We start from the raw sequence: 25,237 nt of genomic DNA on the forward strand, positions 1-25,237 counted from the left end.
GGGCCAGCCGCCCGATGCCCTTGTCCAACGGACAGGTCACGGAAGCCCGATGGCAATCTTCAATACCAAGTTTGCGCGCTCGTCGCTGCTCATGCTGATGGTCGGCGCCGCGGTTCTGGCGGGCATCGTCATTGCCTCCGTCGTGCTGTCGCGTATGACCCAGAGCTACTTCGATGAAGTCATCAAGCTGCGGGAACTGCGCGCCGCCTCCTCCGACATGATCCTCTACCTGCGGGCCGCCGAATCCGGCCAGCGCGGCTATCTGTTGAGCGGCGACAAGCAGTTTCTGAGACCCTATATCGCAGCCACCCAGGGGATGGAGAGGCAGCGGAGCCGCCTGAAGCAGACCTACGAAAACCAGACGGTGATCGGCTTTCCCATCGAGCAGTTCAACGTGCTGCTGGAACGCAGGCTCGACGAGTTGAAGTCGACGGTGGCGCTTGCCGACGCCGGCAAGTTCGACCAGGCGATCGACATCGTGCGCAAGGCCACCGGCCGCGAGATTATGGACGACATCAGCAGCCTGCTCGTGACGCTGATCCGCGATCTCGACAAGCGCCTCAATTCCGATGTGCAGGACCTGCGCGACACGTCGTCCGTCCTGACCTGGTTCACGGTCGGCGGTGGACTTGTCATCATGATCGTCATCGGCGGCGCGATCCTCATCGTCGTCCAGCACGTTCGTGAACTGTCGCGTGCTCACCGGGAGGTCGAGGCACTCAACACCAGCCTTGAGGAACGGGTCAACGAACGCACCGATGATCTCATCCAGGCCAACCGCGAAATCCAGCGCTACGCCTATATCGTCAGCCACGACCTGCGCGCGCCGCTGGTCAACATCATGGGCTTCACCAGCGAACTCGATCAGACGCTGAAATCGGTGAGCACGGTCATTCTGGCCGACGAGCAGAAGCCGACTGAAGACCAGATCCGCGCCGCCCGGCTGGCTGTCGAGGAAGATCTTCCCGAAGCCATCTCCTTCATCCGCTCCTCGACCCGCAAGATGGACGGCCTGATCAACGCCATCCTGAAGATTTCCCGCGACGGCAGGCGGGAGTTGAAGCCGGAGCGCGTCGACCTGCAGGAGCTTCTGGAAGCCACCTCCGACAGCATCAACCACCAGGTCACAGAAGCCGGCGGCGAGATCAGCATTTCCGTCGCGGCCGCCCGCGCGCTCGTCACCGACCGCTTCTCGCTCGAACAGATATTCGGCAACCTGTTCGACAACGCCGTCAAGTACAAGCACCCGGAGCGGCCGCTCAGCATCTCCGTCAGGGCTTTCATCACCGGCCGCAACGCGCTGCGCATCGAGATCGCAGACAATGGCCGTGGCATCGCGCCCGAAGACCACGAGCGCGTCTTCGAGCTGTTCCGCCGCTCCGGCCTGCAGGACAGCCCGGGCGAAGGCATCGGCCTTGCCCATGTCCGCTCGTTAGTCAGAAATTTAGGCGGCGAGATTACCGTGACCTCGACGCTCGGCAGCGGTTCGACCTTCATCATCCGGCTGCCGATGGATCTTTCCCAGCATGTCAGGAGTACCGGGTCATGAAAGCAGCAGGCCGCGAAGTCACCATCGTGATGGTCGAGGACGATGAAGGCCATGCCCGCCTCATCGAGAAGAACGTCCGCCGCGCCGGCGTCAACAACGAGATCGTGCCGTTCACCAGCGGCAATGCAGCGCTCGACTACATCCTTGGCACCGACCGCTCCGGCGAAAACATCCAGGGTCGCTACATGCTCATCCTGCTCGACCTCAACCTCCCGGACATGTCAGGCATCGACATCCTCGAGAAGGTGAAGTCGAATCCGCATGCCAAGCGCCTGCCGGTGGTCATCCTCACCACCACCGATGACGAGCGGGAAATCCAGCGCTGTTACGATCTCGGCGCCAACGTTTACATCACCAAGCCGGTGGACTACGACAGCTTTGCCAATGCCATCCGGCAGTTGGGCCTGTTCTTCTCCGTCATGCAGATCCCTTGAACGCCGCTGGAGCCGATGTCGCAGACCATTCTCTATGTCGATGACGATGTCGCACTCGGTCGCCTCGCCCAGCGTTCGCTCGGACGGCTCGGCTATGACGTGCATCATGTCCTCGATGGAGAAGCGTGCCTGGCGGCTCTCGAGCATGGCCGGTTCGACGCAGTGGTGCTCGACCACTACCTGCGCGGCGAGACCGGCCTCGACATCCTGCGCCAGCTGAACGCCCGTGGCATCAACCTCCCGACCATCTACGTCACCGGCTCGAGCGAGGCGACGATTGCCGTCGATGCGCTGAAGAACGGTGCCTCAGACTATGTGATCAAGACGGTCGGCGAGGAATTCTGGTCGCTGATGCAGAGCGCCCTGCACCAGGCGATCGCCACGGCCGAGCTGCGGCGCGAGAAGGAGCGGGCCGACCAGGAGATCCGCCTCGGCAAGGAACGCGCCGAAGTGCTGCTGGCCGAGGTCAATCATCGCGTTGCCAACAGTCTGGCGCTCGTCGCAGCCCTCATCCGGCTGCAGGTGACCAACAGCAAGGACGAATCGGTGCGCGAGGCACTGGCCGAAACCCAGGCGCGGATCACCGCGGTCGCCGGCATGCACCGCAGTCTCTACACCTCGGACGACGTTCGTCATGTGGAGATGGCCAAGTACCTCGAAACGCTGGTGCAGGAGGTGCAACGGTCGGTCAATGTCGAAAGTCAGGGCCCCTCGATCCGGCTCGAGGCGGAACCTGTGTCGCTGACGTCCGACCGGGCGGTCTCTGTCGGCATGATCGTCACGGAGCTGCTGACCAACGCCATCAAATATGCCTATCCGGCCGGCACCGAAGGAGAAGTCCGCGTCATCCTGAGGCGCAGCGGCGACGGCCAGGCACTGCTCGCCGTCGAGGACGACGGCATCGGCCTCGTCGAGGGATCCAATCCGAAGGGCACCGGGCTCGGCAGCCGCATCGTCCGTTCCATGGCCTCGACGCTCGGATCGACGATCCACTACGTGCCGGTCGCACGCGGCACGCGCGCCGAGCTTGAACTCGACCTCTGATGGTCGGGGCGGTTCGGGAACATCGATTGCAATGCGCCTGCCTGCCCGCTAAGATTATCGGAACGTCAGTCGCCGGCGCCGAGGGAACTTAAATTCGCTTTCGGTGTTGGCGCGGCAGGATCGGCCGGCCCATCGCCTGATCCGGGATTGTTCGGCACTGAGGCTCAGTCCCATCCTTGACGTCAACAAGTGAGCGTCTTTTGATAACCGAAATACTCATCGTCGTCCTCCTGACTCTCCTCAACGGCGTTCTCGCCATGTCGGAACTGGCGGTCGTCTCCGCCCGCCCCGTCCGGTTGAGGGTCATGTCCGAGCAGGGCAACAAGGGCTCGAGCGTCGCCATTCGGCTCGCCGAAGATCCCGGCCGCTTCCTCTCCACCGTGCAGATCGGCATCACTCTGGTCGGCGTCCTGTCAGGCGCCTTCTCCGGCGCGACGCTCGGCGCTCGCCTGTCCGGCTGGCTGAGCGAACAGGGCCTGTCGCCGGCACTTGCCGATGGCTTCGGCGTCGGCTCGGTCGTTGTCGCCATCACCTACCTGTCGCTGATCGTCGGCGAACTGGTTCCCAAGCAGATCGCACTCAGGGCGCCCGAATCGGTTGCTTCGCGGGTCGCGCCGGCCATGCTGCTTCTGTCGAAGGTGGCCCTTCCGCTGGTCTGGCTGCTCAACACGTCCGGCAGCGCAATCCTTGCTCTGCTTGGCCAGAAGGGCGAGTCAGGCGACAAGGTGACCGACGAAGAGATCCGCACCGTTCTCGCCGAGGCACACAGCGCCGGCGTCATCGAATCGCAGGAATCGGCGATGATCTCCGGCGTCATGCGGCTTGCCGACCGGGCCGCCCGCGGCCTGATGACCCCACGCCGCGACGTCGAAGTGATCGACATCGAAGACGATCCGGCCGAGATCCGCCAGCAGTTGCGCGCCACCCACCGCTCGCGCCTGCCAATCCGCAACGGCTCCTCGGACGAAATTATCGGCGTCCTTTTCATGAAGGATGCCTATGACGCGGTCGGCCAGAACAAGGACATCGACATCCGCGGCCTGATGCGCGAGGCCCCCGTTGTCTCCGATCTCAGCGGAGCGCTGGATGTCATCCAGGCTCTGCGCAAGGCGCCGGCCCAGATGGTTCTGGTCTACGACGAATACGGTCACTTCGAAGGCATTATTACCTCCGGCGACATCCTCGAGGCAATCACCGGCGTCTTCGAGGAGAACGAGATCGAGGAGCCGGCCATTGTTCAGCGCGACGACGGCTCCTTCCTGGTGGCCGGCTGGCTGCCTATCGACGAGTTCGCCCACCAGATGGGCTTTTCGATGAAGGACGACCTTGATTACGAGACGGTCGCCGGTTTCGTCCTTGACGCACTGAAGCACCTGCCCGAACTCGGCGAGAGCTTCGTATGGAACGGCTGGGTGTTCGAGGTCATCGACCTCGACGGCCGGCGGATCGACAAGCTGCTCGTGCGGCGGGTGTCCGAAGAGGCATGACGAGCGCGGCGGACGAAAAAGCCCGCCTGCGCGCCGAGCGCCTCGATGCCCGCGATTCCCTGCCGACTGAAACACGGATCGAGGCGAGCCTGGCAATGGCCGAGCATGGCGACACCGGTCTCGCCATCGAGCACGGAACCATCGTCTCGGGTTTTTCGCCCATCCGCTCCGAGGCGGACATCCGGCCTTTGATGACATGCCTCAAGCAACGCGGCGCGCGTCTCTGCCTTCCGGTGATCCTCGACCGCCAGACCATCGTCTTTCGCGAGCTGGTGCCCGGCGCGCCGCTGATCTCGATGGGCTTCGGCACCGTCGGGCCCGGTCCGGACGCCGAAGTGCTCGATCCAGACGTCATGCTGGTGCCGCTGGCGGCCTTCGACGCCGACGGACAGCGCATCGGCTATGGCGGCGGCTACTACGACAGGGCGATCGCTCAATTGCACAAAAAAGGCTTGTTTCCGCGGCTGGTCGGCATTGCCTTTGACTGCCAGGAGGTGGCATCAGTTCCCGCAGAACCCCACGACGTCCGCCTGCACGCCGTATTGACGGAGAGCGGCTGGAGACGTTTCGAACCCTGATCGGAGTGGCATGCGACTTCTGTTTCTCGGCGACATGGTAGGCAAGACGGGCCGCACGGCCGTCTGGGACCGCCTGCCAGGCCTCGTATCGGACCTTAAACTCGACTTCGTCATCGTCAATGGCGAGAATGCTGCCGGCGGCTTCGGCATCACCGAGGACATCTTCCTCGAGACGATCAATGCCGGCGCTGACGTGGTGACCACCGGCAACCACGTCTGGGACCAGAAGGAAGCCGTCTCGTTTGCCGGTCGTCACGACCAGTTCCTGCGCCCCGCCAACTACCCCGCCGGCACGCCCGGCAAGGGTTCAGGCGTCTTTTATGCCCGCAATGGCGCACGGGTGATGGTTGCCAACATCATGGGCCGGGTGTTCATGCATCCCGAACTCGACGATCCCTTCAAAAGCGCCGAGGCCCTTCTGGCCGCCTGCCCGCTCAAGGAACAGGCCGACGCCATCATTTTCGACTTTCACGCGGAAGCGACAAGCGAGAAGCAGTGCTTCGGCCACTTCGTCGATGGACGCGCCAGCTTCGTCGTCGGCACGCACACGCATGTGCCGACCGCCGACCACCAGATCCTCAACGGCGGCACCGCCTACATGTCCGATGCGGGCATGTGCGGAGACTATGATTCGTCGCTCGGCATGGAAAAGGAAGAGCCGCTGAACCGGTTCATCTCGAAGATGCCGAAGGGCCGCTTCGAGGCGGCAAGCGGCCCCGCGACGATCTGCGGCGTCGGCGTCGAGATCTCCGATACGAGCGGACTGGCGGAAAAGATCGCGCCGCTGCGCCTCGGGCCACGACTGGCCGAAACCATCCCCTCGTTCTGGAACTGACGGAGTGTCCGACGGATGAGCATGTTCGACGACGACCGCCCCAAGAGGCCGGTGCAGCACGAGATCGGCAGCGACCTTTCGTCGCTGTCGGTCGACGACATAGACCGACGCATCGCGCTCCTGAGGCAGGAGATCGCCCGCCTTGAAGCGGACCGCGAAGAGAAGGGTGCCGGCCGACGCGCTGCCGAGAACCTGTTCAAGAGCTGAGGCCGAAGAACAACTTGAGGCCGCGGCCTGTTATACTTCGGAGCGCCTTATTAACGGCATGTTAAGCATTTTCGGTAATTATCGGAGCTGTCCGGTTCTGCCGGACTCAGACGGTTTCTCCACTCGGCGATTTTGGTCTGATTTCTCCCTGTTTTACCTTCAGAGCCGCTTTTGCGGCTCTTTTTTTTGCCTGCGCGTGTAAACTGTGGGAATTAACCCTTCTTTAAGAATTGGCTTGCGGATTTCGGATACACGTATCATCTTCGCAGTATGAACTTGAGCTAACGGAACCTTTTGCTGGGCTCCGTCATTGCCTGATCAAGTGGATGCGTTAGCAGGATAATATCGATGTCAGAACAGGTATTGAATACCGTCAGTTTCGCAGGCCGCGCCGCTAACTCGCCGCAGTTCAAGGCTCTGTACGCTGAAGGCATGTCGCTGGTCGAAGAGACCGCCGCCTATCTGGATGGTCCCGGACGTGCCGCTTCCAAGGTACTGCCGCGCCTGGCAACGGTACTGTACGCTGCCGAGTCCATGCGTCTGACGACCCGGCTGATGCAGATGGCGTCGTGGCTCCTGCTGCAGCGCGCCGTCAACAACGGCGAGATGAGCTACGATCAGGTGCTAGCCGAGAAGAACAAGGTGCGGCTGGACGGCTTCAATGTCGACCGCATGGCGCCCGGCTGGGGCGACCTGCCGGAATCCTTCCGCGACCTGGTGGAGCGCTCGCTGCGCCTGCAGAACCGCGTGGCACTGCTCGATCGCGAGATCTACCGCCCGCACGAAGCCATCGTGCCGGACAACGAGAATGGCGTCCGCGCCCAGCTCGATCTGCTGCGCACTGCCTTCACCAACTGATCCAGATGATCTCTCAATGAAAAAAGCGGGCCCAGCGCCCGCTTTTTCGTGTCTTGGTTCGACCTATGCTGCCGGATGTCACCGACGGCGCGGTTACTGCTGAACCGTCGTCCCCGTGACCTTGCCCGGTGCTGCGTGAACCACCGAATGCTCCACGAGCGGCGGCAGGTGCCGGTCCATCATCGCCTTCATCTCCTCGTCGCGCAGCTGCGCCGACTTGCCGCCGAGCACCACACCGACCAGCGTGTGACCGTCGCGCTCGACGGAGGTCACCAGGTTGTAGCCGGATGCCTCGGTAAAGCCGGTCTTCATGCCAGTGGCGCCGGGATAGGTGTTGAGCACGCCGTTGTGGCCGCGCAGCTTCATGCTGCGGAAGACGATGGTGCGGGTCGAGAACAGCTTGAATTCTTCCGGATAATCGCGCATCAGCGCCATGCCGAGCCGCGCAAGATCTTCTGCGGTCGTCACCTGGTTCGGATCCGGCAGGCCTGCCGGATTGCGAAACACCGTGCGCGTCATGCCGAGCTGATGCGCCTTGGCGGTCATCATGTCACCGAATCCGGCTTCCGAACCGCCCAGCGTCTCGGCCACCGCCACGGCTGCATCATTGGTCGACAGCACGATCATGCCCATTACCGCCTCGCGGACCGTAATCGTCCGTCCGGCGCCGATGGCGAACTTGAAGGGCTCCTTGCCGTTGGCGTTCTCCGACATGGTGAGCCGCGTATCCCAGGTGAAGCGGCCGTCGTGCAGCGCCTCGAACGTCATGTAGAGCGTCATCATCTTGGTGAGCGATGCGGGGTAGTTCAGCTCCTGCGGGTTCTCCGATTCCAGAACCGCGCCGGTGCGCGCATCGACGAGCAGCTTCGCCTGCCCGCTCAAGGCCGGCAGCGCAGTCGCGGCGACAAGACCGGCGGTGAGCATGAGGGAGGACAGGTGGCGAAGGATCGAAGACATGGAGAACTCGCGCTGCGATGGAAAAGCAGGATGCGCCAGGCGCAAAACGAAAACCGTCCGGAGCGCTTGCTTCGGACGGTTGCAGTAGAACAGGACGGACCCGCAGGACATGGGGTCCCAGATCCGGATTAGAGGCCGAGGCCGCCGAACCGCTTGTTGAACTTCGAGACGCGGCCGCCGCGGTCCATCAGCTGCTGGTTGCCGCCGGTCCATGCCGGATGCGACTTCGAGTCGATTTCGAGGTTCATGACCGCGCCTTCCGAACCCCAGGTCGAAAAGGTTTCGTACTCGGTGCCGTCGGTCATGACGACTTTGATCATGTGGTAGTCGGGATGAATGCTGGCCTTCATGACACTCTATTCCTGCTGTGCGGGGTCCATTTGTCGCAATTGCAGCGAGCGCCCCTATTCCGTACATGAAGCCGCAGACCGCTTCCGGCCACGGCTTCCCAATTCGATGCGGAGCCTATACAGGAAGGTCTCTCAAAGCACAAGTACCCGCACCCGTGACTTGGCGGGACAGAACACGGGGTCATCGTGACCGATAGCCAGACCGAGCCTGCCACCACCCGCCGCTCTCCGCAGCCCCTGATGCGCCTGATGCCCTATGTGCTGCGCTACAAGTCGATGGTGGCTGCGGCCGTCTTCTTCCTGGCGATGGCGGCCGGCACGACGCTGGTGCTGCCGCTCGCCGTCAGGCGGATGATCGACCACGGCTTCGTGGCAGCCGACGGCGCGTTCATCAACAGCTATTTCGGCATGCTGATGGTGCTGGCGGTGCTGCTCGCGGTCTCCAGCGCCATGCGATACTTCTACGTCATCACCATCGGCGAACGGGTTGTCGCCGACCTGCGGCGGGAGGTCTTCAACCGCGTCACCTCGCTGTCGCCGGCCTTCTTCGACGTCAACCAATCGGGCGAGATCGTCTCGCGGCTGACGGCCGACACGACGCAGATCAAGTCGGCCTTCGGCTCGGCCGCCTCGCAGGCGCTGCGCAACGTCATCCTCTGTTTCGGCGCCATGGGCATGATGATCCTCACGAGCCCGAAACTGTCGGCACTGGTGCTGGCAGCAATCCCGCTCATCGTCTTCCCGCTCGTCGGCTTCGGCCGCTCGGTGCGCCGCCGCGCCCGGGCAGCACAGGATACGCTTGCCGCAACCTCAGCCTTCGCCTCCGAGACGATCGCCGCCACCCGCACCGTGCAGGCCTTCGGGGCCGAGACGGCCGCCGGCAACCGCTATGGCGCAACGGTCGAAGCAACCTATGGCGCAGCCCGCTCCGCTATCCGTTCGCGCGCACTGCTGACCGGCTTTGCCATCCTGATGGTGTTCGGCAGCATCGTCTGCGTGCTGTGGTACGGCGCCCAGAGCGTGCTGAACGGCACGATCAGCGCCGGGACGCTCAGCCAGTTCGTCCTCTATTCGGTAATTGCCGCGAGCTCGCTCGGCCAGCTTTCGGAGGTCTGGGGTGAACTTTCGCAGGCCGGCGGCGCCGCCGAACGACTGACGGAACTGCTGCGCGAGGTCCCGGCCATCCGCGATCCGGAACATCCGGTCGCCCTCCCCTCGCCGGCCCGCGGCGAAGTGGAGTTCGATCAGGTCTCCTTCGCCTATCCAAGCCGCGTCAGCACCGTCACGGTCGACAACCTGTCGTTCCGTGTCAGCCCCGGCGAGATGGTGGCCGTCGTCGGCCCGTCCGGGGCCGGCAAGAGCACACTGCTGTCGCTCTTGATGCGCTTCTATGATCCCTCGAGCGGAGCGGTCCGTCTCGACGGCGTTGACCTGCGCCAGGCAAGGCTTGCGGAACTGCGCTCGCGCCTGGCGATCGTGCCCCAGGACGTGACGATTTTTGCCGCCTCGATCCACGACAACATCGCCTTCGGCCGGCCGGATGCCAGCCGCGAAGCTGTGCACCAGGCGGCGATTGCAGCCCAGGCGGACGAGTTCATCACCCGCCTCGAGAATGGGTACGAGACGATGGCCGGCGAGCGCGGCATCACGCTCTCGGGCGGCCAGCGGCAGCGAATCGCGATTGCCCGGGCGATCCTCAAGAACGCCCCGGTCCTGCTGCTCGACGAAGCGACGTCGGCGCTGGATGCGGAAAGCGAGACGCTGGTGCAGACGGCGCTGGACGGGCTGATGAAGGACCGCACGACGATCGTCATCGCCCACCGGCTGGCGACCGTGCTGAAGGCCGACCGCATCCTGGTGATGCAGGATGGCCGCATTGTCGAGGAAGGCACGCACCAGCAGCTGGTGGCCAAGGGCGGCCTCTATGCCGGCCTGGCACGGCTGCAGTTCGAGGTCGGCGCGCAGGGCTTTCTCGCAGCCCAGTAGGAGGCCAGCGCGCGGCTGGATGCCTGCCTGACGGAAGGTCCGATCTCGTGATAAGGCGCCCGGACCAATTTTGCCGGGCGCGAAAAGATTGCAAGACTGTTGGCTCGCCTCAGGGCACAGGCGGTAGCGCCTACCGCTCCGTCAGCTTCAGCTCGATGCGGCGGTTCTGCGAACGGACCGCCGGCGTGTCACCGGCCGTCAATGGCTGGAATTCGCCGAAGCCCGCAGCGACGAGACGGTTCGCCTGCACGCCCTTGGAGATCAGGTATTTGACCACCGAGGTCGCACGTGCCGAGGACAGCTCCCAGTTGTCGCGGTAGCGTCCGGTACCGGCCAGCGGCGCATTGTCTGTGTGCCCGTCGACGCGCAGTACCCAGTTGATCTCCGGCGGGATCTCCTGCGCCAGCTCGATGATCGCCGCCGCCAGCTTGTCCATCTCGGCGTAGCCGGCCTGGTCAAGATCGGCGCCGCCGACCGGAAACAGCACTTCCGACTGGAAGACGAATCGGTCGCCGACAATGCGGATGTTTTCGCGGTCCGACAGAATTTCGCGCAGCCGCCCGAAGAAGTCCGAGCGGTAGCGGTTGAGCTCCTGCACGCGCTGCGCAAGCGCCACGTTCAGCCGCCGTCCGAGGTCGGAAATCTTCGCCTGTGACGACTGGTCCTTGGCCTCTGAAGCCTGGAGCGCCGCCTCGACGGCCGCGATCTGGGCGCGCAGAGCGGCGATCTGCTGGTTGAGCAGTTCGACCTGGCTCATCGCCCTGGCGCTTGCCTGCTGTTCCTGGCTCAACTGCTCGGTGAGGTTGCCGATACGGCTGGTGGCCGCATCATTCGAGCCGGCACCACGGTCGAGCAGCGACTGCAGCCGCGACCGCTCGCTCTCCGACTGCGACAGCGATGCCTGGAGGTTGGCCAGCGTATCCTCGACGTCCTGCCGGCCGCCCTTCTCCAGCGCCAGCAGTTCGGTCAGTTCGGCGATCTGGCTGTTCAGCCGGTTCAACACCTCGTCCCGACCGGTGATCTCGCGGCCGAGGATGAACTGCGCCAGCACGAACACGGTCAAAAGGAACATGATGGCGAGAAGCAGCGTCGACAGCGCGTCGACGAAGCCTGGCCAGTAGTCGATGCTGCGCTCCCGGCGGCGATTGCGGCTGAGCGCCATGGTCTACTTGCCCCCGATCTTGTCGGAAAGCCGGTCGAGCGTCCGGCGCATGGCCTTTGACTCTTCCTGCTGCGCCTCGATCCAGTCCCGCAGCATCTGCTGCTCGTTGCGCATGTTCTTGACGAGGCCCTGGATGCCTTCCGCAAGATTGCTCATGGCTGCAAGAGAACGTTCGGTCTGGCCGGCATCCGCCTTGCCCTGCAGAGCAACCAGCTTGCGCAGCTGTTCCGTCACCCGCCGCAGCTCGTCGCTCGAACCTCCACCTTCGACGACCGATTCAGCCCGCTGCTCATCGACTTCGGTGACCGAAGACAGCCAGTTTTCGAGTTCGGTATAGAACCGATTCTGGGCGCGGCCCGCCTGCAGATCGAGAAAGCCGAGGATCAAAGATCCGGAGAGACCGAGAAGCGACGAGGAGAATGCCGTGCCCATGCCGGCGAGCGGCGCAGTCAGGCCGCTTTTCAGCGTGTTCAGCACGTCACTGCCATTGCCGGAATTGGGATCAAGACCCTGGATCACCTCGCTGATGGAGCCGATGGTGCCGATGAGGCCCCAGAAGGTGCCGAGCAGGCCGAGGAACACCAGGAGGCCGATCAGGTAACGGGAGATGTCGCGCGATTCGTCGAGCCGCGTGCCGATCGAATCAAGGATTGACCGCAGGACGGAGGCCGACAGCGCCACCTTCTGGCGACGTCCCAGCAGCGCGCGCATCGGCGCAAGAAGCTTCGGTTCGCGCCCGACCCGGTCGGCGCTGCCAGCTGCCCGGAAGGAATTGAACCAGCGAACTTCCGGAATGAGGCTGATGACCTGGGTGAAGATCAGCATGATACCGATCGCCAGAACCCCGAGGATCAGGCCGTTAAGGCCCGGATTGGTCATGAAGGCGGTATGCGCCTGCCGGTAGAGGATTGCGGCGATGAAGGCGATGATGATCAGGAAGATCACCATCGTCCACAAGAAGGGCACGGGGTTCGAAAGCTTGTACCCAAGACTGCGGGGAGCATATTCCGAACCGTTCACGTCCCCGAGGGTATCATTCGCCATGTTGCACGCAACCTCCGTACCATAAGTGGCCGGAGGCTAGTTCAAAAATGAGACGAATTGAAGTGACGGCGGCCCGGAAAACAAAGAGTTTTCAGCGGGCGCGCGAAATGCCGCGACCAGACCCGCTCAACGCGAAGGCACGGGACGGTTGGCGACCTCGAGCAGCTGCTTGTGAATGAGTTCGTTGCCGGCGACGACGCTTCCCTGCTCGAAGATGTCGGTGCCGCCCTTCATGTCGCTGGCGAAACCACCGGCTTCACGGATGAGGATGAGGCCTGCCGCCATGTCCCAGGGCGACAGTTCCACTTCCCAGAAGCCGTCGATGCGACCGGCGGCGACATAGGCGAGATCGAGCGCTGCCGCGCCGAAGCGACGGATGCCAGCGACTTCGCCCATCACATGCCGCAGCTCCACCAGGAACTTGCCGTGATTGCCGCGGCCGAGATGCGGCGCGCCGCAGCCGATGACGCAATCGGACAGCACGCGACGGGCAGCAACGCGGATGCGGCGATCGTTCATGAATGCCCCGCCGCCCTTTTCCGCGGTGAACAGCTCGTCGGTCGCCGGGTTGAAGATCACCCCTGCAACCACTTCGCCGTTGCGCTCCAGCGCGATCGACACGGCAAATTGCGGAATGCCGTGCAGGAAGTTGGTGGTGCCGTCGAGCGGATCGACGATCCAGCGGTGCGCGCCGTCGGTCCCCTTCTCCTCGCCGCCCTCCTCGCCGATGAAGCCGTAGGTCGGCCGCGCCTTCAGCAGCTCGTCACGGACGATCTTTTCCGCCTTGAGATCGGCCTGCGAGACGAAGTCGCTCGGGCCCTTGACCGAAACCTGTAGGTTCTGCACTTCGCCGAAATCGCGCGACAGCGACTTGCCGGCCTTGAGCGCAGCCTGAACCATGACGTTGAGAAGAGCGGAGCGAGCCATCGAAGGATCCTTGGGGGTATAGGGCGGGTGTCCCCGATCAGCAGGGACGCGGTACTTCCGGTTTTTCGTGATTAGCGGCGTTCACAACCACAAAACCGCTGATAATTCAAGTCTGGCGGCATTCGGCACCGTCAGAACGCTCGGGTTGCCGGACGATCAGCCGCGTCGAAACTTGTTGGCGAGATCGATGGCCTGCTTCTGCTGCTCTTCCTCGATGCCGAGGTAGAAGTCCTCGAGCGCCGGATCCGCCAGCCCGGCGCGGCGTGACAGCACGTACCACTTGGCGGCCTCGACCGGGTTCGGTCGCGTCCCGAGCGCGTTGATATAGAGATGCGCGAGCTTGTTCTGCGCCACAACATTGCCACGCAGGGCGGCGATCCGCAGCCATTCAAAGCCCTTTTCGTAGTCGCGTTCGCCGCCGACGCCGTTGACGTACCAGATGCCCATGTCGAGCTGGGCGGTATCGAAGCCCGCCTTGGCCGCCCGCAACAGCCACTCGCGCGCCTTCGCCTTCTTCTCCGCCGGCAGGTCGCCGATCGAGACGTAAAGCTGGGCAACCGCATACTGGGCGTCGGAAATGCCCTGCTCGGCGGATTTTTCGTAGAAGGGGAGAGACAGCCTCAGGCCCTTCTCGCCGGGATTGTCCGCAATCAGGATCTGCGCCAGGTTGAATTGCGCCGACGCGTTGCCGGCTTCCGCCGCGCGCCGCATGTAATCGTCGGCCTTGCTCTTGTCGCGCGTAACGTCGCGCCCCTGCATCAGCAGCAGGGCATACTGGAACATCGCCGCCGGATCACCGCGTTCAGCCGCCTGGCCGTACCAGAAGGCGGCATCCTTGGAACTGTGCGCGATACCGAGGCCGCGCGACATCATTTCCGCGACAAGCGTCTGGGCCGCCGCGTCACCCGCCTGCGCCCGCGGCAAGGCCTTTTCCAGCGCCGTGACGTAGAGACCGCGCTGGTAGGCGCCGTAGGCGTCGTCGATCGGCCCGCTATACGGCTTTTCGGGTGGCAGCGGCGGCAGCGTCGAGCCCATGCGCTGGTAAAGCGTCACTCCGCTCGAAGGGTAAGGATCGTCCTCGCCGGGCCGGCTGCCCTTCCCGTCTGCGGTCCCCGGCGACGGCTTGTTGTCCTTACGGATGGTCCCGGCATTCGGATCGACAGGTCGCGTTAGCGCCCGCTGCGAGCCTTGCGCCGATGCTGGCTTCACACCGGAAAACGGCAGGGCCAGCGCCGCAAGAGCGAGCGAGGAAGCAAGGACAAGGTTTGACGAGCGACGCATAGCGACCTTCAAGCGTCAAACCGTGGCGCTTTTTCGTCCAAGATGGCGTTGACCTCTGCGACGGCTGCGGCACAGCCTGCGGGGCTATCGAAGACGGCCAGCCGAAGCGCGACGAATTCGGCGCCGGTCTCGGCGACGGTGAGCACCGAAGCAATGTCGGTGCCGCCCATCACGATGCACGGGATCTCGACCATCGATGCCCACCATTCGCCAAGTGCGACATTCTTGGGATGCGCCTCAGGCTTGATGTCACCGTCGAGCTTGCCGAAGAACACGTAGTCCGGCCGCAGCTCGCCGATTTCCAGCGCCGTGTGCCGCTCGGCCACCGCGCCGACACCGACAATCAGCTTCGGCGAGAACTTGCCGATTGCCTCGCCGAGCTCCTCGGCCGTTCCGACGATGTGTAGCCCGTCGGCCTTCGCTCGCCCGGCGACGCGGGTATCGCCGGCAACCACCGCTGCAGCTTCGGCGGCCTGGATCAGCGGCACCAGGCGTTCGGCGCGCGTCTGGAACGCCGAATCGTTCATGCCGTATTGCGGCAGGATCACCGAGGCGACATCGCCGCCGCGCAGCGCATGTTCCACGGCTTCGGCAGCCTTGTCGTCGTCCTCGATATCGGGAACGATCAGCACCAGTCGGCAGCGGTTGTCGGCATAAGTCATTCTCAATCCCATCTGGCAGTCGTGCCCCGCGGGGCCGTAGTCGGGTCGCCCGGTTCTCCCCGGATCGACGATATAGCAGAGGCTTCTCCGCAGATCAGATCCTCGCCGCATGTGAAATGCAAGTTGATCCGCATCCGGGCTCGTCATCGCCTCGGAAGTTCGATAGACCCATGAAGCATTTTGATCAACATTTGCTGTTTCATGCTTGGCTTTGCCCTCCCCGATCCGATCTTCTTTGCCGCCGCCATCCCCGCAGTCGCACTTGTCGGCTTGTCGAAGGGCGGACTGGGTGGCGCATTTGCACTGATCGGCGTGCCGCTTCTGGCGCTCGTCGTCAGCCCGATCGATGCCGCGGCGATCTTCCTGCCGATCCTCATCGTCATGGACGTTGTCGCTTTATATGCCTGGCGCAAGTTCAACGACCGCAAGCTGCTGCTGATGTTCCTGCCCGGCGGCATGATCGGCGTGGCGCTCGGCTGGGCGACCTCCGCGCTCGTTCCGCCGGATGCGCTGCGCTTCGTCATCGCCCTGTCGATGATCATTTTCGCCGGCCGCTACTTCTACCAGACCTATGGCCCGCGCGCCCGGGAACCGATTGTTCCAGCGGGCCACCGCTGGGGGCCGGCGATGTTCTGGGGAACGCTGTGCGGCTACGGCAGTTTCGTCGCCCATGCCGGCGGGCCGCCGTTCCAGATCTACGCTCTGCCCATGAAGCTCGATCCGAAGAACTATACGGGCGCCAGCGTCCGCTTCTTCGCACTGGTCAACGCCATCAAGATCATCCCCTACGTGGCGCTCGGGGCTCTCGATACCCGCAATCTCGCGACCTCCATCACGCTTCTTCCGGTCGCCCTCGTCACCACCATGGCCGGCGCCTTCATCGTCAAGCGCATGAAGCCTGACGCCTTCTATCCGCTTGCCTATGGGCTGGGCTTGCTGGCATCGATCAAGCTTCTGTGGGACGCGCTGCCGTTCTAAACAGTATTCCTGACGAAGCCGAAGCATAAGCCAACAATTCAACTTGCCGGAATTCTGACGTTCGCGTAGGTTAACCCTCATGTCGACGCCTGATCCATTTGCCGCCATCTCCGATCCCAACCGGCGTCATCTGCTGGAAGAACTGAGGCGTTCGCCGCGGACCGTCAATCAGTTGGCGGAAGGACTGCCGATCAGCCGACCGGCGGTCTCGCAGCATCTCAAGGCGCTGCTGGACAGTAATCTCGTGACCGTTACCTCCGAAGGCACCCGGCGCATCTATGCGATCAACGCCAAAGGCTTCCGGAAGCTTAACCTGTGGATCGACCAGTTCTGGCAGTGATGTGCTTTGCACCACGTTAGCGACAGTGAGCGAGAATGCAGCGTGCAAGACGCGCGGAACCGGGATCGAACGCCGGCCCGCATCGAACGCTCGATTGTCCTCGTGATGTCCACGGTTCGCGATGGATGACCGTGGTCTTGCCTGGGAAGCTTGAGCTCCGCTGGGACACACGGCGGCGATCCGGGACGCCGGTCATCCACCGCGCCGGAGCGACCGACCGCTGTAAAACCGTCAGAAAATCTGCTGGGAAACAGAAGGTTTTGCCTCATCGGCTGACCGCGCAACATCGGATGCACTGCCAGTCGTGGGACCCGATGCACGGCTGCGACGTGGTCGGCCGGCACAACCGGGCCTGTCTTGAACAACAGGCCCATCAGAGATTTGCGGAAATCGATTATGCAGCAGTCGGCTGAACGCCAGGATCTGCTGGTGTGGCCGCCGCCGGGCGCGGTACGCTTGCCCAGGGGCGACGGCCAGGTGCTATGACAAACTCATAGCGCTCGTGAAAGAAATCAGTGGCTGGTCGTGTTGCGAAGACGCGTCAACTCATCCTTGAGGCGGAGCTTGCGGCGTTTCACCTCGGCAATCTGGTGGTCGTCGGAAGAGGGAGAGGCAATGATGTCTTGAAGCTCCTCGTCGAGAGCGCCATGCTTCTTTTCAAGCGATGCGATATGAGCCTGGATGGTCATGTGGCACGTCCTTCCTTGTTCTCCTGCCACCAGCTCGCCGTGAGCCGATGGCATCAGGTTTGCGAAGGAAGTGTGACACGGCCTCGCATCGTTGTCGAAGGCGAAATCGTGTTTTCTCGGGGGCAAATTCATGATTGTGCTAATATAGGGGCAGCGCCGCCTGCTGCCCGTCTCCGCCCCGCACCCTCCCCGAACGACTGAAGCCGGCTTGACGGCATTGGTGACTTGCGCCGCCGGCATCAATCCGGTGGTGATCGGGCGCGCCGGATATTTGCCGATCGGCGGTCTAGTCGTTTTGAAGCTTTGATGCTAGGAGCTTGACCGGCATTCCCCGGCGCGACAAGACCGGAACGAAGAGTGGGGACAGAATACATGGCCGATCAGGAACAGGCGGATGTCAGGCTGGCGCTGGCGCGGTTGCGTCAGGAGCACGAGGATTATGACGCCGCCATCAATGCCATGATCGCCACCGGCTGCGAGGTACTGCGCATTCAGCGCATGAAGAAGAAGAAGCTCGCCATCAAGGACCGGATGAGCCAGATCGAAGACCAGATTATTCCCGACATCATCGCGTGACGACGGAGGACGCAAGCGTGCCGCAGGAGAGACCGCCGGTAGCCATCATCATGGGAAGCCAGTCCGACTGGGAGACCATGAAGAACGCCGCCGACACGCTGGACGCCCTGGATGTCGGCTATGAGGCGCGGATCGTTTCCGCCCATCGCACGCCCGAGCGGATGTTCGCCTTTGCCAAAGGCGCCCGCGACGAAGGCTTCCAGATCATCATCGCCGGGGCCGGCGGCGCCGCCCATCTGCCTGGCATGGTGGCAGCTCTGACCCCGCTTCCAGTATTCGGCGTGCCAGTCCAGTCGAAGACCATGTCGGGCACCGACAGTCTCTATTCAATCGTCCAGATGCCGGCCGGCATTCCCGTCGGAACGCTGGCGATTGGCCGTGCAGGCGCCGTCAACGCCGCCCTGCTCGCGGCCGCCGTGCTGGCGCTGTCGGACGACGACCTCGCCGACCGGCTCGACGAGTACCGCACCCGCCAGACCGCATCCGTTGCAGATTATCCCATCGACGAGGCGCCATGACGCTCCCCACAATCGGCATCATCGGCGGAGGCCAGCTCGGCCGCATGCTGGCGATGGCAGCCGCCCGCCTCAATTTCCGGACCATCATCCTTGAGCCGCAGGCGGATTGTCCCGCAGCCCAGGTGGCCAACCGGCAGATCGTCGCCGCCTATGACGATCCCGCCGCACTCGACGAACTGGCTGCCGCCTGCGACGTCGTGACCTATGAATTCGAGAACGTGCCGGTGAGCGCCGCCGAGCGGCTGGCGGCCTCTCGCCCCGTCTATCCGCCACCGAAGGCGCTCGACGTGGCGCAGGACCGGTTGACCGAAAAGCGCTTCCTCAACGGCTGCGGCATCGAGACCGCCGGTTTCCGGGCCGTCGACAGTCAGGCCGATCTTGCGGCAGCACTCGCCGACTTCGGCGGCAAGGGCGTCCTGAAGACCCGCCGCATGGGCTACGACGGCAAGGGCCAGCGGGTCTTCCGCTCGGCCGACGAGGATGCGAGCGGCGCCTTCGACGCGATGGGCGGCGTGCCGCTGATTCTCGAAAGCTTCGTCGCCTTCGAGCGCGAAGTCTCGGTGATCGCGGCGCGCGCCATTGATGGAACGGTCGTCTGTTTCGACGTCGCCGAAAACGTCCACCGCAACGGCATCCTGCACACCTCCACCCTGCCGGCCCGGATTTCCGACGAAACTGCCCGGACGGCACGCGAGGCGGCATCGAAACTGCTTGCTGCACTCGACTATGTCGGCGTCATCGGCATGGAGTTCTTCGTCATGGCCGACGGCGGGCTGATTGCCAACGAGATCGCTCCGCGTGTCCACAATTCCGGCCACTGGACGGAGGCCGCATGCGTCATCTCGCAGTTCGAGCAGCACATCCGCGCCGTCGCCGGACTGCCGCTCGGCGACCCTGCCAGGTACTCCGATTGCGTGATGACCAACCTCATCGGCGACGATATCGACAGCCTGCCGCACTGGCTGGCGCGACCGCGGACGCTTGTCCATCTCTACGGCAAGCGCGACGCGCGCCCCGGCCGCAAGATGGGCCACGTGACGCAGCTTTTGCGGTGAAATGCCTGCGTAGCCGGGCCTCCCGCGGTTGACAGGCATAGGGTGAACCTGTATCAGCCTCCCATCCTTAAGAGCGCGCCCCTTGGCGTGCTTTTGATTGTCAGAGACACGACGGCCGCAAACGGCCTGAAATACGCGGACCAGTACAATGAAGATCAAGAACTCGCTCAAAGCGCTCAAGGCCCGTCACCGCGATAACCGTCTGGTTCGCCGCAAGGGCCGCGTCTACATCATCAACAAGGCCAACCCGCGCTTCAAGGCTCGTCAGGGCTGATTGCGGTCGCCGGTCTTCCGGCACCGGATCACGTTTTCGAAACGTGTGATTTTCGGATTGATCTTCGGCGCAGGCGGATTACCTATTCCGCATGCGCCTTTTTCGTTTCGCCGGTCTGATTCTTACATCTCTGCTCGCCCTGCCCGCCCTGGCGCAGGAGCAAGATCTGACGACCGGGCCAAGCGCTCCGCCCTCGGAGGCCATGGCGCCAGGGTCGACGTCGCCGCAGGCCACCACCGCAAAGCTGCTCGATTCGCTGAAACGCGAGCGTGATGCGGACAAGGCGCGCTCCATTGCCAGCCAGCTGCTGTCCGGCTGGAACGACTCAGGCAGCGCGACGGTCAACCTCCTGATGCAGTGGGCCGCCAAATCGGTGGCCGAAAAGAAGAACGCCGCGGCGCTCGATTTCCTCGACCGCGTCACCCTGCTCGATCCCGATTATGTCGAGGGCTGGAACAAGCGGGCGACCCTCCACTATGCGATGGGCGATCCGCGCAAGTCGATGTCCGACATCCAGCAGGTTCTGCAGCGCGAGCCCAACCATTTCGCCGCCATCGCCGGCATGGCCACCATCCTTACTGAAAGCGGCGAGGACGAACTGGCACTGAAAGCCTGGGAGCGATTCCTGGCGATCTATCCGGCGGAGCGCGACGCCCAGGAAAACATGACCAAGCTTTCCGAGAAACTGGCCGGCAACCGCACCTGAGGCATTCTTCCTGTCATACGTTCTCGTCATCCTCATCCTTCTCGCAAGCCTCCTCGCCGGCGCCTTCGGCTTCACCGCCTGGCAGGCGCATGTGATCGAGGAACGCTTCCCCAATATCGGCACGCAGATCGATATCGGGGGCTACCGGCTGAACGCGCTGCACGTGCCCGCCGGCCCGGACGCCGACCTGCCGCCGATCGTCTTCATTCATGGCGCCAGCGGCAACCTGCGGGACCAGCAGGCAGCCTTCCTGGACCCGCTGAAGGGTCGCGCCGAAATGCTGTTCGTCGATCGCCCGGGGCACGGCTATTCGGAGCGCGGCGGGCCTGAGAACGGCTACCCGGACGGACAGGCGGCTGCGATCGCGGCGCTGATGGGCAAGCTCGGCATGTCGAAGGCGATCATCGTCGCCCACTCGTTCGGCGGCGCAGTCGCCGCGAGCTTTGCCCTTCTCCACCCGGACAGGACGATCGGCACGCTCTTCCTGTCGCCCGCCACGCATCCGTGGCCGGGCGGCATCGCCTGGCATTACAGCGTGACGGCAGCCCCGGTGATCGGATGGCTGTTCAGCCACACGCTGGTGATGCCGGCCGGCCTGACGCTGATCGACACGGCGACGAAGGCCGTCTTCGCGCCCAACCTGCCCCGCAAGACCTATCTGGAAGACGGCGCCCCTGCCCTGGTGCTGCGACCGGACGAGTTTCGTAACAACGCCATCGACGTGAACAATCTGCTCGCCTACGTGACGCGCATCTCGCCCCGCTACACGGAGATCGAGACGCCCGCCGTGATCATCACCGGCGACCGCGACACGATCGTGCTCCCGCAGATCCATTCCGTCGGCCTGAAGCGCGATATCGCAAATTCGGAATTGGTCTGGCTGAAAGGCGTCGGTCACAAGACCGACTACGTGGCGACCGATCTTGCGATCGCAGCCATCGAGAAGCTGTCCGGCAAGGAGCGCGACCTGCAGGCGATGGCGCTCAAGGTCGACGAACGCGTGGCCGCGGAGAACGCATCGGCGGCCGGGCCGGACAGCGTCCAGCCATAGCAACCACATCAGCTCGAATGGAAAAGCCGCACCGTGTGTCCACGGCGCGGCTGAATATCTCGCAGAAAATTGCGCGCCGGCTCAGACGCCCGATTGGCCGTCCGGGCCGATATAGGCGATGCGCAGCATGTTGGTGGCGCCCGGCGTGCCGAGCGGAACACCGGCAGAGATGATGATCCGGTCGCCGGGCTTTCCGAAACCTTCAGAGGCGACGATGCGGCAGGCCTTGTTGACCATGTCGTCCATATCCGTCGGCTCCTGCGCCACGACGCAGTGCATGCCCCAACAGACCGACAGACGGCGGGCCGTCTGGACGATGGGCGACAGCGCGATGATCGGCACCTGCGGACGCTCGCGGGCGGCGCGCAGGCCGGTCGTGCCCGACGAGGTGTAGGTGACGATGGCTGACAGCTTCAGCGTTTCGGCGATCTGGCGCGCGGCAAGCGAGATGGCATCGGCGCCTGTGGCTTCCGGCTGCGGACGCTGTGCGTAGATGATGTTGGAGTAGTAGGGATCCTTCTCGACCGTGCTGGCGATCGACGCCATGGTCGATACCGCTTCCACGGGATACTGACCTGACGCAGATTCGGCCGAGAGCATGATCGCGTCAGCACCTTCGAAGACGGCCGTGGCGACGTCGGACACTTCGGCGCGTGTCGGAACGGCGGCGGTGATCATCGATTCCAGCATCTGGGTGGCAACGACGACCGGCTTGCCGGCGCGGCGGCAGGCGCGCGTCAGCTGCTTCTGCAGGCCGGGAACCGCTTCGAGCGGCATCTCGACGCCCAGATCGCCGCGCGCTACCATCAGCGCGTCGGAAAGCTCGATGATTTCCTCGATGCGCTCGATCGCCTGGGGCTTCTCGATCTTCGACATCAGGCCGACCCGGCCCTTGGAGATCTTGCGCACCTCGGCCAGATCCTCCGGCCGCTGGACGAACGACAGCGCCACCCAATCGACTTCCTCGGTCGCCAGGACGGCGTCGAGATCAAGCCGATCCTTGTCGGTCAGCACGCCGACGGCGAGCAGTGTGTCGGGCAGGCTGACGCCCTTGCGATCGGAGATCGAGGTACCGGAAACGACGGTGCAGACGATGCTCGTGCCGTCGCACTGCACGGCGCGCAGCGCCAGCTTGCCGTCGTCGATGAGCAGCCGGTCGCCCGGCTTTACCGCTTCGAGAATTTCCGGATGCGGCAGGTAGACGCGGTTTGCGTCACCCGGCTCCTGGTTGTTGTCGAGTGTGAAGGTCTGGCCGGGCTGCAGCGTCACCTTGGTCTCGGCAAACTTGCCGACGCGCAGCTTCGGGCCCTGCAGGTCGGCGAGGATGCCGATTGGCCGACCGCAGCGGGCTTCGACCGCACGGATGCGCTGGATCAGCATGCGCATGACGTCATGGCTTGCATGGCTCATGTTGATGCGGAAGAGATCGGCGCCAGCCTGGTGCAGCTTCTCGATCATCGCCTCCTCGGACGAGGCGGGCCCGAGCGTTGCGAGGATCTTCACTTTGCGATTGCGCTTCATCAGTTCTGGCCTTCTTGCGTCCCGGGTGTGTCCGACAGCTGGACCATCCAGCTTCCCTGACGACCCGTGTCATATTCCTTGAAACCCATGCGCTGATGGCCGCGGGCAAAGCAGTCGTCGACGCCGGTGATCTTGAACTCGTTTTCGGCCACGCACATGTTGACGTCGCCGGTCCAGCGGCCGCCGCGCGCGGCGTCTTCCGCATAGAGATAGTAGTACCGCGACTGCAGCTCGCCCTCGATCAGGGTCGCGCAGCTGGATGCAGGCACCTGCCACCAGCCTTCCGACACCCAGCCTTCGCTGGCGCGATAGCCGATGGCCACGCCGACGAGGTTTTGCGTGCCGTTGCAGACACGAAAATCGGCATGCGCCACGGTGGCGAAGGAGAGGACGGGAAAGCTCACCATCGCAAACGCGATCGATGGCAGCACTCTCGGCGAGAGAAGGGACAATAGTCTTTTCGACACGGCTTCCGTTGGGACTCCATGAGAGATCATGAGCACTGTCTTGACCCCGCGCCATCCGAAAGTCAATGAAATCTAATCGATTATAATCGGTTGCTGACCGGTTGACTTCAGTTGAACCACGCTTGCGCCCCAGCCTTTCGGTATGCGAACACAGACGGCAAGCAGAGGGGTCCGACACGTGGATGGCATGCAGGTTTTCAGTTCACATGAGGTGATACCCGGTCTTTATGACAAAGGCATGGTCCTGCTGGCCGACCATGCGATGAACCGGCTGCCGCCGGGCTATGGATCCCTCGGGCTGGACGACAGCGCCTTCCGTCGCCACATCGCCTACGACATCGGCGTCGAAGCTCTGACCCGGCAGCTCGCTGCGCGTCTCGAGGTTCCGGCCGTCCTGTCCTGCTTCTCGCGGCTGCTGATCGACCCCAATCGCGGCGAAGACGATCCGACGCTGATCATGAGGATATCCGACGGCGCCATCATTCCCGGTAATCATCCGATCACCCCGGAGGAGTGGCAGCACCGGCTGGACACCTACCACCGCCCCTATCATCACGCGGTGGCCGACCAGATCGCCGACGTCAGCGAGGCATCCGGCAAGGCGCCGCTGGTCCTGTCGCTGCATTCCTATACGCCTGCCTGGAAGGGCGTGGCCCGGCCCTGGCATGCAGCGGTGCTGTGGGATGCCGATGCCCGCGCCGTGGAGCCACTTCTCGACCTGCTACGGCAACCGGGGGATCTGCTGATCGGCGACAACGAACCCTATGACGGGGCACTGAAGAACGATACCATGTACCGTCATTGCATGATGACCGGCCTTCCGCACGCTCTTCTGGAGGTGCGGCAGGACCTGATCGGCGATGCCGACGGTGTGGCGGCCTGGGTCGACCGGCTGGCGCACATCTTCGAGCAGTTGAATGCCGATCCGGCGCTGCACGAGGTTCGCCGCTTTCCCTCGCGGACCGGCGCCTACCCGTCTCCCGCAGACTGACACAAGGAGAAGACCATGAGCGAACTGACCGAGCAGCAGCGCCAGGCGTTCGAAGCGGCCGCCTTCCGCCGTCTCGTCGAGCATCTGCAGGCGCGCACCGACGTTCAGAACATCGACCTGATGAACCTTGCCGGATTTTGCCGCAACTGCCTGTCCAACTGGTATCGCGAGGCGGCAGAGCAATCCGGCGTCCCGCTGAGCAAGGACGCGTCCCGCGAAATCGTCTACGGCATGCCCTACGAGGAGTGGAAGACCCATCACCAGCCGGACGCAAACGACTTTCAAAAAGCCGCATTCGCCGACAACAACCCGCACAAATGAGGCCTCGCTTTCGCGAAACGCCTTGACCTCGCCGACGCTTCACGGCAGGTGACACCACCACTGAATTTGCCCAAAGAGACAGGAGCCCCCGATGTCTGATGCTCATGGCGTCGCCCGCGACCAACTCCGCGCTTTTGTCGAGCGCATCGAACGACTGGAAGAAGAAAAGAAGACCATCGCCGACGACATCAAGGACGTCTACGGCGAAGCCAAATCGATGGGCTTCGACACCAAGATCCTCAAGAAGGTCATCGCCCTGCGCAAGAAGGACGAGCAGGAGCGGATGGAAGAGGACCTGATCCTCGACACCTATCTGCAGGCGCTCGGCATGATTGCCGCACCGGCCGACGAAGCGGCCTGATCAACCAGACCGACAAAGACGACACTGA

The 25,237-nt window shown here is 63.6% G+C and carries 30 protein-coding genes; 20 read left to right on the plus strand and 10 right to left on the minus strand.

All coding sequences use genetic code 11. The annotated features are described in order from the left end of the window. Positions 1 to 49: 49 nt before the first annotated feature. The 8 genes from ACR65N_RS13800 to rcdA all read left to right on the plus strand — a co-directional run bounded on the left by ACR65N_RS13800 (position 50) and on the right by rcdA (position 6,992). On the plus strand, positions 50 to 1,549 hold the full coding sequence (locus ACR65N_RS13800; protein ID WP_440457486.1) for a sensor histidine kinase: 1,500 nt from the start codon (positions 50 to 52) through the stop codon (positions 1,547 to 1,549). Continuing rightward, positions 1,546 to 1,983 carry a response regulator gene (locus tag ACR65N_RS13805; protein ID WP_430304494.1) on the plus strand — a complete coding sequence of 146 codons (438 nt, stop codon included), beginning with the start codon at positions 1,546 to 1,548 and terminating at the stop codon, positions 1,981 to 1,983. Before ACR65N_RS13800 ends, ACR65N_RS13805 begins: the two co-directional genes overlap by 4 nt. Positions 1,984 to 1,998: 15 nt before the next feature. Further along, positions 1,999 to 3,027: a sensor histidine kinase gene (locus ACR65N_RS13810; protein ID WP_440457487.1), complete on the plus strand. Its 1,029-nt coding sequence runs from the start codon at positions 1,999 to 2,001 to the stop codon at positions 3,025 to 3,027. A gap of 200 nt (positions 3,028 to 3,227) precedes the next feature. After that, entirely contained in the window at positions 3,228 to 4,514 is a 1,287-nt protein-coding gene (locus ACR65N_RS13815) for a hemolysin family protein (protein WP_440457488.1), read from the plus strand. Next, positions 4,511 to 5,092: a 5-formyltetrahydrofolate cyclo-ligase gene (locus ACR65N_RS13820; RefSeq protein WP_440457489.1), complete on the plus strand. Its 582-nt coding sequence runs from the start codon at positions 4,511 to 4,513 to the stop codon at positions 5,090 to 5,092. Before ACR65N_RS13815 ends, ACR65N_RS13820 begins: the two co-directional genes overlap by 4 nt. 10 nt (positions 5,093 to 5,102) lie before the next feature. Continuing rightward, entirely contained in the window at positions 5,103 to 5,927 is an 825-nt protein-coding gene (locus ACR65N_RS13825) for a TIGR00282 family metallophosphoesterase (protein ID WP_440457490.1), read from the plus strand. A 15-nt stretch (positions 5,928 to 5,942) separates the two neighbouring features. Further along, on the plus strand, positions 5,943 to 6,134 hold the full coding sequence (locus ACR65N_RS13830; protein WP_440457491.1) for a DUF1192 domain-containing protein: 192 nt from the start codon (positions 5,943 to 5,945) through the stop codon (positions 6,132 to 6,134). Between the two features lie 348 nt (positions 6,135 to 6,482). Further along, complete coding sequence (gene rcdA, locus ACR65N_RS13835) at positions 6,483 to 6,992, plus strand: protease adaptor protein RcdA (RefSeq protein WP_430304501.1); 510 nt, start codon at positions 6,483 to 6,485, stop codon at positions 6,990 to 6,992. A gap of 93 nt (positions 6,993 to 7,085) precedes the next feature. Here rcdA and ACR65N_RS13840 read toward each other — a convergent pair whose 3' ends face one another. Both ACR65N_RS13840 and rpmE read right to left on the minus strand, forming a co-directional pair. Further along, positions 7,086 to 7,949 carry a D-alanyl-D-alanine carboxypeptidase family protein gene (locus tag ACR65N_RS13840; RefSeq protein ID WP_440457492.1) on the minus strand — a complete coding sequence of 288 codons (864 nt, stop codon included), beginning with the start codon at positions 7,947 to 7,949 and terminating at the stop codon, positions 7,086 to 7,088. A gap of 128 nt (positions 7,950 to 8,077) precedes the next feature. Next, the gene (gene rpmE, locus ACR65N_RS13845; protein ID WP_137131594.1) at positions 8,078 to 8,299 is read right to left on the minus strand and encodes a 50S ribosomal protein L31; all 222 of its coding nucleotides are present in this window, start codon (positions 8,297 to 8,299) and stop codon (positions 8,078 to 8,080) included. Positions 8,300 to 8,485: 186 nt separating this feature from the next. Here rpmE and ACR65N_RS13850 point away from each other — a divergent pair, with 186 nt between their 5' ends. Beyond that, positions 8,486 to 10,285 carry an ABC transporter transmembrane domain-containing protein gene (locus ACR65N_RS13850; RefSeq protein ID WP_440457493.1) on the plus strand — a complete coding sequence of 600 codons (1,800 nt, stop codon included), beginning with the start codon at positions 8,486 to 8,488 and terminating at the stop codon, positions 10,283 to 10,285. Positions 10,286 to 10,415: 130 nt separating this feature from the next. On the opposite strand, the gene ACR65N_RS13855 is transcribed toward ACR65N_RS13850, so the two are convergent. From ACR65N_RS13855 to ACR65N_RS13875, 5 genes are all read right to left on the minus strand, one after another. Next, the gene (locus ACR65N_RS13855; protein ID WP_430304504.1) at positions 10,416 to 11,447 is read right to left on the minus strand and encodes a peptidoglycan -binding protein; all 1,032 of its coding nucleotides are present in this window, start codon (positions 11,445 to 11,447) and stop codon (positions 10,416 to 10,418) included. Between the two features lie 3 nt (positions 11,448 to 11,450). Beyond that, on the minus strand, positions 11,451 to 12,491 hold the full coding sequence (locus ACR65N_RS13860) for a flagellar motor protein MotA (RefSeq protein ID WP_440457494.1): 1,041 nt from the start codon (positions 12,489 to 12,491) through the stop codon (positions 11,451 to 11,453). Positions 12,492 to 12,617: 126 nt separating this feature from the next. Beyond that, positions 12,618 to 13,418: an inositol monophosphatase family protein gene (locus tag ACR65N_RS13865; protein ID WP_430304506.1), complete on the minus strand. Its 801-nt coding sequence runs from the start codon at positions 13,416 to 13,418 to the stop codon at positions 12,618 to 12,620. A 156-nt stretch (positions 13,419 to 13,574) separates the two neighbouring features. Continuing rightward, positions 13,575 to 14,711, minus strand: coding sequence for a tetratricopeptide repeat protein (locus ACR65N_RS13870; RefSeq protein WP_440457495.1), 1,137 nt, complete (start codon positions 14,709 to 14,711; stop codon positions 13,575 to 13,577). Beyond that, positions 14,708 to 15,361: a thiamine phosphate synthase gene (locus ACR65N_RS13875; RefSeq protein WP_440457496.1), complete on the minus strand. Its 654-nt coding sequence runs from the start codon at positions 15,359 to 15,361 to the stop codon at positions 14,708 to 14,710. Before ACR65N_RS13875 ends, ACR65N_RS13870 begins: the two co-directional genes overlap by 4 nt. Before the next feature lie 201 nt (positions 15,362 to 15,562). On the opposite strand from ACR65N_RS13875, the gene ACR65N_RS13880 reads away from it, so the two are divergent. Together ACR65N_RS13880 and ACR65N_RS13885 are read left to right on the plus strand one after the other, a co-directional pair. After that, a complete protein-coding gene (locus ACR65N_RS13880; RefSeq protein ID WP_430304510.1) occupies positions 15,563 to 16,339 on the plus strand; it encodes a sulfite exporter TauE/SafE family protein in 777 nt (258 codons plus the stop codon). A gap of 79 nt (positions 16,340 to 16,418) precedes the next feature. Then, positions 16,419 to 16,679, plus strand: coding sequence for an ArsR/SmtB family transcription factor (locus ACR65N_RS13885; protein ID WP_430304511.1), 261 nt, complete (start codon positions 16,419 to 16,421; stop codon positions 16,677 to 16,679). Between the two features lie 512 nt (positions 16,680 to 17,191). On the opposite strand, the gene ACR65N_RS13890 is transcribed toward ACR65N_RS13885, so the two are convergent. Continuing rightward, on the minus strand, positions 17,192 to 17,368 hold the full coding sequence (locus tag ACR65N_RS13890) for a YdcH family protein (RefSeq protein ID WP_430304513.1): 177 nt from the start codon (positions 17,366 to 17,368) through the stop codon (positions 17,192 to 17,194). Between the two features lie 372 nt (positions 17,369 to 17,740). Between ACR65N_RS13890 and ACR65N_RS13895 the strand changes: the two genes are divergently transcribed. The 6 genes from ACR65N_RS13895 (at position 17,741) to ACR65N_RS13920 (ending at position 21,548) form a co-directional block, all read left to right on the plus strand. After that, positions 17,741 to 17,944 (plus strand): YdcH family protein, encoded by a 204-nt coding sequence (locus ACR65N_RS13895; protein WP_440457497.1) that lies wholly within the window; start codon positions 17,741 to 17,743, stop codon positions 17,942 to 17,944. 50 nt (positions 17,945 to 17,994) lie between these two features. Further along, positions 17,995 to 18,462, plus strand: coding sequence for a 5-(carboxyamino)imidazole ribonucleotide mutase (gene purE / locus ACR65N_RS13900; RefSeq protein ID WP_430305002.1), 468 nt, complete (start codon positions 17,995 to 17,997; stop codon positions 18,460 to 18,462). Beyond that, on the plus strand, positions 18,459 to 19,517 hold the full coding sequence (locus tag ACR65N_RS13905; RefSeq protein ID WP_440457498.1) for a 5-(carboxyamino)imidazole ribonucleotide synthase: 1,059 nt from the start codon (positions 18,459 to 18,461) through the stop codon (positions 19,515 to 19,517). The genes purE and ACR65N_RS13905 overlap by 4 nt, the downstream gene beginning before the upstream one ends. A gap of 148 nt (positions 19,518 to 19,665) precedes the next feature. Then, complete coding sequence (ykgO, locus tag ACR65N_RS13910) at positions 19,666 to 19,791, plus strand: type B 50S ribosomal protein L36 (RefSeq protein WP_062279996.1); 126 nt, start codon at positions 19,666 to 19,668, stop codon at positions 19,789 to 19,791. Positions 19,792 to 19,882: 91 nt separating this feature from the next. Then, on the plus strand, positions 19,883 to 20,497 hold the full coding sequence (locus ACR65N_RS13915; protein WP_440457499.1) for a tetratricopeptide repeat protein: 615 nt from the start codon (positions 19,883 to 19,885) through the stop codon (positions 20,495 to 20,497). Between the two features lie 10 nt (positions 20,498 to 20,507). Continuing rightward, positions 20,508 to 21,548, plus strand: a complete 1,041-nt coding sequence (locus ACR65N_RS13920; protein WP_430305003.1) for an alpha/beta fold hydrolase — start codon at positions 20,508 to 20,510, stop codon at positions 21,546 to 21,548. 81 nt (positions 21,549 to 21,629) lie between these two features. Here ACR65N_RS13920 and pyk read toward each other — a convergent pair whose 3' ends face one another. Both pyk and ACR65N_RS13930 read right to left on the minus strand, forming a co-directional pair. Next, the gene (pyk, locus tag ACR65N_RS13925; RefSeq protein WP_430304519.1) at positions 21,630 to 23,069 is read right to left on the minus strand and encodes a pyruvate kinase; all 1,440 of its coding nucleotides are present in this window, start codon (positions 23,067 to 23,069) and stop codon (positions 21,630 to 21,632) included. After that, positions 23,069 to 23,476: a DUF1036 domain-containing protein gene (locus tag ACR65N_RS13930; protein ID WP_440457500.1), complete on the minus strand. Its 408-nt coding sequence runs from the start codon at positions 23,474 to 23,476 to the stop codon at positions 23,069 to 23,071. Before ACR65N_RS13930 ends, pyk begins: the two co-directional genes overlap by 1 nt. 247 nt (positions 23,477 to 23,723) lie before the next feature. Here ACR65N_RS13930 and ACR65N_RS13935 point away from each other — a divergent pair, with 247 nt between their 5' ends. The 3 genes from ACR65N_RS13935 (at position 23,724) to ACR65N_RS13945 (ending at position 25,209) form a co-directional block, all read left to right on the plus strand. After that, positions 23,724 to 24,527, plus strand: coding sequence for an N-formylglutamate amidohydrolase (locus ACR65N_RS13935; RefSeq protein ID WP_440457501.1), 804 nt, complete (start codon positions 23,724 to 23,726; stop codon positions 24,525 to 24,527). Between the two features lie 15 nt (positions 24,528 to 24,542). Then, complete coding sequence (locus tag ACR65N_RS13940) at positions 24,543 to 24,848, plus strand: DUF1244 domain-containing protein (RefSeq protein WP_440457502.1); 306 nt, start codon at positions 24,543 to 24,545, stop codon at positions 24,846 to 24,848. A 91-nt stretch (positions 24,849 to 24,939) separates the two neighbouring features. Next, a complete protein-coding gene (locus tag ACR65N_RS13945; protein WP_430304522.1) occupies positions 24,940 to 25,209 on the plus strand; it encodes a DUF2312 domain-containing protein in 270 nt (89 codons plus the stop codon). The last annotated feature ends 28 nt before the right edge of the window (positions 25,210 to 25,237 follow it).

Source organism: Rhizobium sp. SAFR-030 (assembly GCF_059415005.1).